General features: G+C 68.1%; 9 protein-coding genes. 5 read left to right on the top strand and 4 right to left on the bottom strand.

Annotated features, from left to right (window positions below; all coding sequences use genetic code 11):
• Nucleotides 1-2: 2 nt before the first annotated feature.
• Nucleotides 3-980, top strand: a complete 978-nt coding sequence (locus HDA45_RS01615) for an alpha/beta hydrolase (protein WP_184891525.1) — start codon at nucleotides 3-5, stop codon at nucleotides 978-980.
• 110 nt (nucleotides 981-1,090) lie between these two features.
• Here the strand turns inward: HDA45_RS01615 and HDA45_RS01610 are convergent, their stop codons facing one another.
• The 3 genes from HDA45_RS01610 to HDA45_RS01600 are packed head-to-tail and all read right to left on the bottom strand — an operon-like array spanning nucleotide 1,091 to nucleotide 3,037.
• The gene (locus HDA45_RS01610; RefSeq protein WP_184891524.1) at nucleotides 1,091-2,050 is read right to left on the bottom strand and encodes a pyridoxal-phosphate dependent enzyme; all 960 of its coding nucleotides are present in this window, start codon (nucleotides 2,048-2,050) and stop codon (nucleotides 1,091-1,093) included.
• Nucleotides 2,047-2,691: a helix-turn-helix transcriptional regulator gene (locus tag HDA45_RS01605; RefSeq protein ID WP_184891523.1), complete on the bottom strand. Its 645-nt coding sequence runs from the start codon at nucleotides 2,689-2,691 to the stop codon at nucleotides 2,047-2,049. The genes HDA45_RS01610 and HDA45_RS01605 overlap by 4 nt, the downstream gene beginning before the upstream one ends.
• A complete protein-coding gene (locus tag HDA45_RS01600; protein WP_184891522.1) occupies nucleotides 2,684-3,037 on the bottom strand; it encodes a Rid family hydrolase in 354 nt (117 codons plus the stop codon). The genes HDA45_RS01605 and HDA45_RS01600 overlap by 8 nt, the downstream gene beginning before the upstream one ends.
• A gap of 315 nt (nucleotides 3,038-3,352) precedes the next feature.
• On the opposite strand from HDA45_RS01600, the gene HDA45_RS01595 reads away from it, so the two are divergent.
• Nucleotides 3,353-3,898, top strand: coding sequence for a GntR family transcriptional regulator (locus HDA45_RS01595; RefSeq protein ID WP_246480583.1), 546 nt, complete (start codon nucleotides 3,353-3,355; stop codon nucleotides 3,896-3,898).
• A gap of 46 nt (nucleotides 3,899-3,944) precedes the next feature.
• Here the strand turns inward: HDA45_RS01595 and HDA45_RS01590 are convergent, their stop codons facing one another.
• On the bottom strand, nucleotides 3,945-5,303 hold the full coding sequence (locus HDA45_RS01590) for an SLC13 family permease (protein ID WP_184891521.1): 1,359 nt from the start codon (nucleotides 5,301-5,303) through the stop codon (nucleotides 3,945-3,947).
• A 152-nt stretch (nucleotides 5,304-5,455) separates the two neighbouring features.
• Here HDA45_RS01590 and HDA45_RS01585 point away from each other — a divergent pair, with 152 nt between their 5' ends.
• From HDA45_RS01585 to HDA45_RS01575, 3 genes are read left to right on the top strand one after another with little or no spacing between them, the layout of a single operon-like run.
• A complete protein-coding gene (locus HDA45_RS01585; RefSeq protein ID WP_184891520.1) occupies nucleotides 5,456-6,622 on the top strand; it encodes a pyridoxal-phosphate-dependent aminotransferase family protein in 1,167 nt (388 codons plus the stop codon).
• Nucleotides 6,623-6,632: 10 nt separating this feature from the next.
• Nucleotides 6,633-9,554, top strand: a complete 2,922-nt coding sequence (locus HDA45_RS01580; RefSeq protein ID WP_184891519.1) for an FAD-binding and (Fe-S)-binding domain-containing protein — start codon at nucleotides 6,633-6,635, stop codon at nucleotides 9,552-9,554.
• Nucleotides 9,551-10,291: a fumarylacetoacetate hydrolase family protein gene (locus HDA45_RS01575; RefSeq protein WP_184891518.1), complete on the top strand. Its 741-nt coding sequence runs from the start codon at nucleotides 9,551-9,553 to the stop codon at nucleotides 10,289-10,291. The genes HDA45_RS01580 and HDA45_RS01575 overlap by 4 nt, the downstream gene beginning before the upstream one ends.
• Nucleotides 10,292-10,300: the final 9 nt, after the last annotated feature.

Here is a 10,300-nt window from a genome sequence, read left to right as displayed (position 1 = left end):
CGATGAACCGAACATGGCGGTGGGGGCTGCTGGTGTTGTCCATGGTGGCCTTGCTGGGGAGCTCGATCCCCGCGAGCGCGGCTCCCACGCGGGTTGCCGCCGACAACGGCGCGAAGGTGGTCGAGGAGACCTGGCTGGACGCGCGCACTGTCGACCTCAAGATCGACTCGCCCGCGCTCGGCACCACCGGCATGGTCCGCCTGTTCGTCCCGACCGGCTGGGCCGCGCAACCCACGCGGACCTGGCCCACGCTGTACCTGCTGCACGGCTGCTGCGAACCGGTCGACTACCGGTCGTGGGACCAGTTCACCGACGCCAAGGCGTTCACCGCGGACAAGGACGCCCTCGTCGTCATGCCGACCGGCGGACCAGCCGGGATGTACACGAAGTGGTGGAACTTCGGGCTCAAGAGCACTCCGGACTGGGACACCTTCCACACCCTGGAAGTACGGCAGATCGTCGAACGCGGTTACCGGGCGGGCACGCGCCGGGCGATCGCCGGGCTGTCGATCGGCGGATACGGCGCACTCGCGTACTCGTTCAAGCACAAGGGAATGTTCGCCGCGGCGGCGTCCTACAGCGGAGTGCCGAACACGTTGAACCAGGGAGCGCCGCTGTTCATCCAAGGGATCCTGGCCCGCGCGGGGATCTTCAACTACCTCAACCTCTGGGGTGACAGCTGGGGGATGCGGCCGCTGTGGACGGCGAACAACCCCTTCGATCACGTCGACGACCTGCGCGGCACGGCGCTCTACGTCTCGTGCGGGAACGGGAAGACCGGCCCGCTCGACCCGCCGGGGCAGTCCGACTTCTTCGAACCGGCGGCGCTGACCTCTTCCGTGAGCTTCACGGATCGGTTGAAGTCCAGCGGGATCCCGGTGACCGTCGACTACTACGGCGAAGGCACCCACAGCTGGCCTTACTGGCAACGGGCGTTGCGTAACTCCTGGCCGGTGCTGGCCGGCGGCCTCGGCCTCTGACCGATCTCGTGTCGGTGCCCACTTCGGGTGTCGCGAAAGCCACTTTCGGGACACCAGACGTCCCGAAAGTGGCTTTCGCGACACCGCCACCGTGCCCACTCACGAGAGTTTCAGCGCGCGATCAGTTCGGCGAAGCGTTCCGGGCTGACGTTCCCGCCGCTGATGATCACCCCGACCCGACCCGAAACGGGCGCTTGACCGCTGAGCAGCGCGGCGAGACCGGTCGCCCCGCTCGGCTCCATGACGAGCTTCAGCCGCTCGAACGCGAACCGCATCGCGTCCCGGACCTGATCGTCGGTGACCAGCGCGATGTCGTCGACGAGCTCCCGGTTGATCGAGAACGTCAGCTCGCCGGGAATCGAGGCGGCCTGACCGTCGGCGATCGTCCGGGGGACCGGGATCGAGACGCGTTCGCCCGCTTCCAGCGAGCGTTTGGTGTCGTCGCCCTCGGCGGGTTCCACGCCGACGACCCGGATGCCGGGCCGGACGGCCTTCGCGGCGGTCGAGCTGCCCGCGATCAGGCCACCGCCCCCGACGGGGACGACCAGGGTGTCCAGGGAATCGGTCTCCTCCAGCAGTTCGAGCGCCGCCGTGCCCTGTCCGGCGATCACGTGCGGGTGCTCGTACGGCGGGATGAGCGCCAGGCCGCGTTCGGCCGCCAGCGCCTCGCCGATCGCGACGCGGTCACCGGTGTACCGGTCATAGGTGACGATCTCGGCGCCGTAGCCCACGGTGGCGTCCTTTTTGGACTGCGGGGTGTCCTCCGGGATCAGGATGACAGCGCTGCTCCCGAGTTCCCGCGCGGCGAGCGCGACGGCCTGGGCGTGGTTGCCCGAGGAGTAGGCGGCGATGCCCTTGGCCAGCTGTTCCGGCGAGAGCCGCGAGGCGGCGTTGTACGCGCCACGGAACTTGAAGGCCCCGACGCGCTGGAGGTTCTCGCATTTGATGAAGACCTCGGCGCCGACGAGGTCGTCGAGGGTGCGGGAACGCACGACCGGGGTCCGGTGCGCGACACCGGCCAGACGGGCGGCGGCGTCACGGATGTCGTCGATGGTCACGGGGGCGGTCATGATGCTCCTTGATCACGGATTTCGGAGAGATAGTTGTAAGCGGACGCACGCGAGATACCGATCCGCGCCGCGACCTGCGGGACGGCCCGCCGTACGGCGAAGACGCCGCGCGCGTGCAGGCTGCGGAACAGGTCGAGACGTTCTTCGCGGCTGAGCGCGGCCCAGGGTTTGTTCAGTCGTAGCTGGTGCTCGTCGACGATCGCGTCCACCACGGCGTCGACGTCGTCGCCGAAGGTGGTGGTCGGCGTTTCGGTGGCGGTGCCGACGTCGGCGAGTTCGCCGACCAGCGTCCGCAGCTGGCCCAGCGCGGTGACGTCGAGGTTCACGCACAGCGCGCCGAACACCGAACCGCCGCCGTCGCGCAGCAGCATGGTCGAAGACTTCACCAGCTTCCCGGACGCCGTCCGGGTGACGTAGTTCAGCTGGTCTTCCGCGTCGTCACCGCGGGCGAGCAGGCCCATGCCGATCTCGCTCATGGATCCGCCGACGCTGCGATCGGTGACCGATCCGGCGATCGCCACCACCGACTTCTCCGGACGGCGGAAGTCGTGCACGACGACCTCGCAGAACGAGCCGAGTGTCGCCGCGATGCCGTCGGCGACCGGGGCGAGCGCGTCGAGGATCGCGTCCTGCTCAGACATCGCGTACTCGGGCGAGGGCCTCGACTTCGACGGTGCCGCCGTAGGGCAGCGACGCGACGCCGACGCAGGTGCGGGCAGGCCGGGGCTCGGCGAAGAACTCTTCGTAGACGCGGTTGAGGCCGTCGCGGTCGACGATGTCGATCAGGTAGACGACGACCTTAACCACGTCGGCCCGGGTCGCGCCCACCGAACACAGCGCGGCGTCGAGGTTGGCGAAGGCCTGCGGGCATTCGGCGTCGAATCCGCCGGGCACCAGCGCGCCGGTCTCGTCCACGCCGAGCCGTCCGGACACGGAGACCAGGTCGCCGCTGCGAAAGGCCGGGGGATAAGGATGCTCGTTGCTCACCAGACTGACTGTATAAGGCTTAGACGAAAAGTCCAAGCGCGCGAAAAGTGACGTACCGCTCACGCAGAGGGAAAGGGATTGATATACTGTATACGGACAGGGAGGGAGTCTCTATGTCCACGGTTTCGACTGGTGCGGTGCGATTCGACGACGGGCGGATCGTCGCCCCGCCGAGCATGGCCGAACTGGCCACCCAAGCGCTGCGCGCGATGATCCTCTCCGGCGAACTCCCGCCCGGTACGCGATTGGTCGAGGCCAAGCTCACCGAACAGCTCGGGGGTTTCCCGTCCGCCGCTGCGCGAAGCGTTGCAGGTCTTGGCTTTCGAGGGGCTCGTGGTGCCCCATCCGCGGCGCGGTGTCATCGTCCGCCCCCTGACCCGGCACGACGTGTACGAAATCATCACCCTGCGCGAGGAGCTCGAAGCCTTCGCCGTCCGGATCGGCATCCCGGTCCGATCGCCGGAACGGCTGCAGGCCTGCCGGAACGCCTTGGCCGCCTTCGAGCAGGCCGGCCTCGACGGTGACGAGGGTGTCTTCACGCAACGCAAGTACGACTTCCATCAGTCGATCGTCGCGCTGGCCGGGCATGAGCGCGTCACCGAGGCGTATCGCGCTCTTTCCCTGCAGATGCAGCTGTGCATGGCGCTCAACCGCAGTGCCCGCCGTGGCGGCGAATCGTTGATGCAGAACGTCGAGAGGCATCGTGAACTGCTCGCCGTCATCGAGGACGGCGACCCCGAGGCGGTGTTGAAGGCGCTGGCCGCCCACGGGCACGGCAGCTTCCTCGACGAGGTGGTCGACCAGCTCGACGGCGACAGCCCCGAATCCGAGCGCTGGCTGGCCGAACGCCGGTCCCGCTAGAGTCCACATCGGACGGTCCACGTGGACCGTCCGATGTGGATCGAACTCAGCCCCAGCCGGGCAGGATGAACAGCAGCCAGGTCGTGATGGGCGCGATCGCGCACATGCTGAAGCCCCAGATCATCAAGCCCCGGAACGTCTTGTCGTTCTGGCCGGCGGGCGCGTTGGCCACGACGAGGGCGCCGCTGGTCGAGAACGGTGACGAGTCGACGACCGAGGACGAGATCGCCAGCGCGATGATCATGCTGACCGCGCCGACCTCGCCCGCCAGCAGGAACGGCACCGCGAGCGGGATGAGCGCGCCGAGGATCCCTGTCGTCGACGCGAACGCCGAAACCACCGCGCCGATGGCGCAGATCAGGATCGCGGCCAGCAGGGGTGAACCGATCTGTGTCACCAGGTTGCCCAGCCAGTCAATCGTCCCGACCCGTTCCATCAGCGAGACGAACGTGACGATCCCGCAGATCAACAGCACCGTCGGCCACGCCACCTCGCTGACGGCCGCCTTCGCCGAGCCCGGCGAGACCAGTGACAGCACTGTCGCCACCGTCAGCGCGGTGAATCCGACGTCGAGTTTGAACACCAGCGCGCCGACGGCGAGCGCCGCCAGCCCGATCAGGGTGAACACGTGGTCGCGAGTGAGCGGAAGGCGTTCCTCCGGCTCATCTGTCTCGTCGCTGGAGGGCGGCGCCGCCGGGGTCTCCGGTCCGGTGGTCGTGGCCGCACCGGCCGAAGCACCGCTGAGCGCGAGCGCCGCCGCGGGCTGGGCGACGACCTCGGCCTTGGCGGCCGAAGACCGGCGGATCAGTTCGCGGCCGCCGAAGAGGAAGAACACCACGACGCACAGCAACAGGTTGAAGACGAAGGAAGACACGAACAGCAGACCGGGGTTGCTCGGCAGGTTGTCTCGGGCGACGACGCCGTTGACGATGCTGCCGAAGATACTGATGGGGGAGAAGCCGCCCGCGCTGGCGCCGTTGATGATCAGCAGGCCCATCAGCATCGGGTTGATCGAGTAACGGCGGGCGAAGCCCATGCCGATCGGGGCGATGATCGCCACCGCGGCAGGCACCACCGCGCCGACGGCGGTCAAGGTCGCGGTGACCACGAACATCACCCAGGGGATCAGGGCGATCCGACCGCCGACGGCGCGCACCACCAGATGCACCAGCCGGTCGACGGTGCCGTTGCCTTTGGCTATCGCGAACAGCAACGTCACCCCGACCAGGATGACGAAGAGATCGCCGGGAAAGCCCGAGACGATGTCGTCGGTGCTCTCCCCGACGAACGCCGTGCCGATCACGAAAGCGGCGACGAACGCCAGCGCTCCCATGTGGACGGGGAGCACGGTCGCGATCAGGAACACGAGGGCGAGCGCCACGACTGTGACGAGTTGTATGGACATCTGAATCCTCTGCGGTCGGCGCTGACACATCCAGGGACTTGAAGTTGTTCCGGGTACCCCCTCGACGGAGTTCGGTACACGGTATACCTTTCAAGCAGCGAGACCAAGGTTTCGCTCTGTGGAACATCTCGAAGACGAGCGTGGAGGCGCACATGACATACGCAGCCGGACGTCACTTCCTGCAGATCCCGGGCCCGACGAACGTCCCGGACGTGGTGCTCCGCGCGATGTCGGCGGCCACCATCGACCACCGCGGTCCCGAGTTCCAGGAGCTGGCCAAGCAGCTGCTGCACGACGTCAAGCCGGTCTTCGGGACCACGAACCCGGTGGTCATCTACCCCGCCACCGGGACCGGCGCGTGGGAGGCGGCCCTGACCAACACGCTCAGCCCGGGCGACACCGTGCTGGCGTTCGAGACCGGTCACTTCGCCACGCTGTGGCAGGAGATGGCGCGGGGTCTCGGGCTGCACGTCGACTTCGTGCCGGGGGACTGGCGGCACGGTGCCAGCCCCGAGGTCGTCGTCGAACGGCTCCTCGCCGACACCAAACACCGGATCAAGGCCGTCTGCGTGGTCCACAACGAGACCTCCACCGGGGTCACGAGCCGGGTGCCGGAGATCCGCGCCGCGATCGACGCCGCCGAACATCCCGCGTTGCTGCTGGTCGACACCATCTCGTCGCTGGGATCGATCGATTACCGGCACGACGAATGGGGTGTCGACGTCACCGTCGCCGGCTCGCAGAAGGGCCTCATGCTCCCGCCGGGCATGAGTTTCAACGCGATCAGCGACAAGGCCCTCAACGCCGCCAAGACCGCGTGCCTGCCGAAGATCTTCTGGGACTGGGGCCCGATGCTCACCGCGAACGAGCGCGGATTCTTCCCCTACACCCCCAACACCAACCTCATGTACGGCCTGCGGGAGGCCTTGCGCCTGCTCTACGACGAGGGCCTCGAGAACGTCTTCGCGCGCCATGCCCGGCACGCCGCCGCGACGCGAGCCGCCGTGCGCGGCTGGGGGCTGGAAGTCCTTTGCGAGGACGAGCGTGAGCATTCCGGCGCGCTGACCGCGGTCCTGGTTCCCGAAGGCATCGACGCCGACAAGGTCCGCGCGATCATCCTCGACCGGTTCGACATGTCCTTGGGCGCGGGGCTGGGCAAACTCGCCGGGAAGATCTTCCGGATCGGGCATCTCGGCGCGTTCAACGACCTCACGCTCGCGGGAACCCTGGCGGGTGTCCAAATGGGACTGACGCTCGCCGGTGCCCCCGCCGATCCGCGGGGGTTGCAGGACGCCCTCGAACTGCTGCAGAACGACTGAAGGCCCGCCGATGACAGCCGAACTGACCCGCACCAGCCCACTCGAAGACGCCCTGAACGCGCGTATCAAGGGCGAAGTCGCCTTCGACGACTACACGCGCCACCTGTTCTCCCGCGACGCGAGCATGTACTCGATCATGCCGCGCGGTGTCGTGTTCCCCCTCGACGCCGAGGACGTCGCCGCGGCCGTCGCCACCGCGGCGGAGTTCGGCGTGCCCGTCGTCCCGCGCGGGGCGGGTACGAGCCTCGCCGGGCAGACCGTCGGTCCAGGACTGGTACTGGACCTCTCCCGGCACATGAACCGGATCATCGACCTCGATCCGGTCGCGCGCACCGCCGTCGTCGAACCCGGTGTCGTCCAGGACCAGCTGAACAAGGCCGCGGCCGCGTACGGGCTGATGTTCGGGCCCGACACCTCGACCAGCAACCGCGCCACCATCGGCGGCATGGTCGGCAACAACTCGGCGGGTTCCGGATCGCTGACCTTCGGGATGACCATCGACCACATCCGCGCGCTGGACGTGGTCCTCGCCGACGGCTCCACAGCGCGGTTCGAGCCGGTGAGCGAAACCGAACGCGAGTGGCGTGCCGAGGTGGACACCCTCGAAGGCCGCATCTACCGCGAGCTGCCCGAACTCGTCACCGCGCACGAGGACGCCATCGCCAAGGGCATGCCGGTGTTCTGGCGCCGTGCCTGCGGCTACCGGCTCGACCGCCTCTCCGGGTACGGCGACCGCAATCCCTTCGACCTGGCCAAATTCGTCGTCGGCGCCGAAGGCACCCTCGTACTGGCCACGCGGATCGAAGTCGACCTGGTGCCCAAGCCGAAGAAGACCGTCTACGCGGTCGGGCATTTCGACACGACGCACGGCGCGATTTCGGCCACGCTCGACGCGCTCAGCTGCGAGCCGCACCAGGTCGAGCTGATGGACAAGACGATCCTCGACCTGTCGCGGGAAAAGATCGAGTACGCCGACCTCGGCAACCACCTCGTCGGCGATCCGGCGGCGCTGCTGTTCGTGTCCTTCTCCGGTGACGACGAGACCGGTCTGGCGGCGAAACTCGACGAGGTCGCCGAGCTCTGGGAGCGCAACGGGCACGGCTATCACACGCTCAAACTGGTCACGGCCGCCGAACAGGCGGCGCTGCTCAAGGTGCGCAAGTCCAGTCTCGGACTGCTGATGGCGGCAGGCGAAGGCACCAAACGGCCGCTGGCGTTCATCGAGGACACCGCCGTCGACCCCGAGCATCTCGCGGAATACACCGCGCGGTTCAAGGGGATCCTCGACGAGCACCGCCTCGAGGCCGGGTTCTACGGCCATTGTTCGGTCGGCTGCCTGCACATCCGGCCGTTCGTCGACCTCACCGATCCCGCGCAGGTCGACACGATGCGCGTGGTCGCGGAGAAGATCAAAGACCTCGTGGCCGAATTCGGCGGCGTGAACTCGTCCGAACACGGTGACGGCCTCGCCCGCTCGGAGTTCAATCGTGAGATCTTCGGCGACGAACTCTACGAAGCCATGCGCCAGGTCAAGAAGCTCTTCGACCCCGCGGGCACGATGAACCCCGGCAAGATCGTCGACGCGCCCCCGATGACCGAGAACCTGCGCGACCGCGACGCCCTGCCGCCCGCGCCGCCGTTGCGGACCATGCTGTCGTTCGAGGTCATCGGCGGAGGCGGGATGCGTGACGCCGCCGACCGCTGCATGAACATCGGGTTGTGCCGCAAGACCACCGCTGGCGTGATGTGCCCGTCCTACCAGGTCACCCTGCAGGAGGAGCATTCCACGCGCGGCCGTGCGAACGCGTTGGTCAAGGCGCTCTCCGAGCCGGATCCGAAGGCCGCGCTCGGCGGAGAACGCCTGCACGAGATCCTCGATCTGTGCCTGATGTGCAAGGCCTGCAAGAGCGAATGCCCGATGAGCGTCGACATGGCGTCGCTCAAGGCCGAGACCTTGCATCAGCATCACGAGGAACACGGCACCCCGCTGCGGTCGCGGATCTTCGGCGCCATCCGGTTCCTCAACCGGATGGGCTCGGCCACCGCGCCACTGTCCAATGTGCCCGGCCGGATCGGGGTGCTCCGCAAGCTCATGGAACGCACCGTCGGCATCAAGGCCGAACGCCCGCTGCCGAAGTTCGTCCGGGACAACCTCGTGCGCTGGAACCGCCGTCGTCCCACGGCCCCGGGGACGGCGGGCACGGTGAACTGGCTGGCCGATTCCTTCACCACCTTCACCGAACCGCAGATCGGCAAGGCGGCCATCGAGTTGCTCGAAAGCGCGGGCTGGGCGGTGGAACTCGCTTCCGGTGGCTGCTGCGGTCGGTCGAGTCTGTCCAAGGGCCTGCTCGACGACGCCAAGAAGAAGGCGACCGGGCTGGTCACTTCTCTGGCCCGCGACACCGAACCGGGATCGCCGATCGTCGGGTGCGAGCCCTCGTGCGTGTTCACCTTGCGGGACGAGACCTTGGCGCTGTTGCCGGAGCTTCCCGAGGCGCAGGAGATCAAAGAGCGGGTCCGCCAGGTCGAGGAACTGCTCGTCGAGGCCATCGACGACGGCAGGCTGAAGCTGCCGGAGCGATCGTGGCTCAGCGGGCGGCGCGTGGTCTTCCACGGCCACTGTCATCAGAAGGCGGAGGTCGGCACCGCCGCCACGATGGCGCTCCTGCGCCGCATCCCGGGGCTGGAGGTCGCCGAGATCGACTCCGGATGCTGTGGGATGGCCGGCTCGTTCGGTTTCGAGGCCGAGCACTACGAGACCTCGATGGCCGTCGGCCGCGATCGTCTTTTCCCCGCGCTGGAACAGGAACCGGCCGAAACGCTGGTCGCCGCCACGGGGGTTTCGTGTCGTCAGCAGATCTTCCACGGTGCGGGCCGGACGGCCTGGCATCCGCTCGAACTGGTCCGCGAAGCGCTCGGAGGGCAGGAATGAGGCTGATCCGCTTCGCCGCCGAGGGAACCGCGCGGACGGGGTGCGTCGAAGGTGACGTGGTCCGCGCCTACGACCCTGTCTCCGGGCCCGGCGAGATCGTCGGCCCGCTGTCCGGCGTCCGGTTGCTCGCCCCGTGCGACCCGCGCACGATCGTCTGCGTCGGCAGCAACTACGCCTGTCAGCTGGAGGAAAAGCGCCGTCCTTGGCCGGAACAGCCCGCGTTGTTCCTCAAGGCCCCCAACGCCGTCACCGGCCCGGGACAGCCGATCCTGCACCCACCCGAGGTGGAGCGCCTCGAGTACGAGGGCGAACTGGCCGTCGTCATCGGCAAGACCGCCCGGAACCTGACCGCCGAGAACGCGGCCGAGCACATCCTCGGCTACACGTGCGCCAACGACGTCACCGCGCACGACTGGCGGGCCGACGGCCAGTGGGCGCGGGCCAAGAGCGCCGACACGTTCTTGCCGCTCGGCCCCTGGATCACCACCGACATCGAGAGCGGAGACCTCAAGGTGACCACCCGGATCAACGATCGGATCGGGCAGCGGTCCACCACCGCGGAAATGATCTTCGACGTGCCCGCGATCCTGACCTGGGTGACCCGCTGGTTCACCCTGCACCCCGGCGACGTCGTGCTCACCGGCAGCCCGGCCGGTGTCGGGCCGATGAAGCCGGGAGACGAGGTGACCGTGGCGATCGAGGGGATCGGCGAGCTGACCAACCCGGTCCGGAGCTGAGCCCGGGTG

Source organism: Amycolatopsis umgeniensis (assembly GCF_014205155.1).
Classification (GTDB): domain Bacteria; phylum Actinomycetota; class Actinomycetes; order Mycobacteriales; family Pseudonocardiaceae; genus Amycolatopsis; species Amycolatopsis umgeniensis.
The sequence above is the reverse complement of the archived record's forward strand: the minus strand, read 5'-3'. Positions and strand labels throughout refer to the sequence as shown.

What these genes read in the sequence shown, in the direction of transcription:
- HDA45_RS01615 (WP_184891525.1), top strand. Translation starts at nt 3, where the DNA reads ATGAACCGAACATGGCGGTGGGGGCTGCTGGTGTTGTCCATGGTGGCC.
- HDA45_RS01610 (WP_184891524.1), bottom strand. Translation starts at nt 2,050, where the DNA reads ATGACCGCCCCCGTGACCATCGACGACATCCGTGACGCCGCCGCCCGT.
- HDA45_RS01605 (WP_184891523.1), bottom strand. Translation starts at nt 2,691, where the DNA reads ATGTCTGAGCAGGACGCGATCCTCGACGCGCTCGCCCCGGTCGCCGAC.
- HDA45_RS01590 (WP_184891521.1), bottom strand. Translation starts at nt 5,303, where the DNA reads ATGTCCATACAACTCGTCACAGTCGTGGCGCTCGCCCTCGTGTTCCTG.
- HDA45_RS01585 (WP_184891520.1), top strand. Translation starts at nt 5,456, where the DNA reads ATGACATACGCAGCCGGACGTCACTTCCTGCAGATCCCGGGCCCGACG.
- HDA45_RS01580 (WP_184891519.1), top strand. Translation starts at nt 6,633, where the DNA reads ATGACAGCCGAACTGACCCGCACCAGCCCACTCGAAGACGCCCTGAAC.
- HDA45_RS01575 (WP_184891518.1), top strand. Translation starts at nt 9,551, where the DNA reads ATGAGGCTGATCCGCTTCGCCGCCGAGGGAACCGCGCGGACGGGGTGC.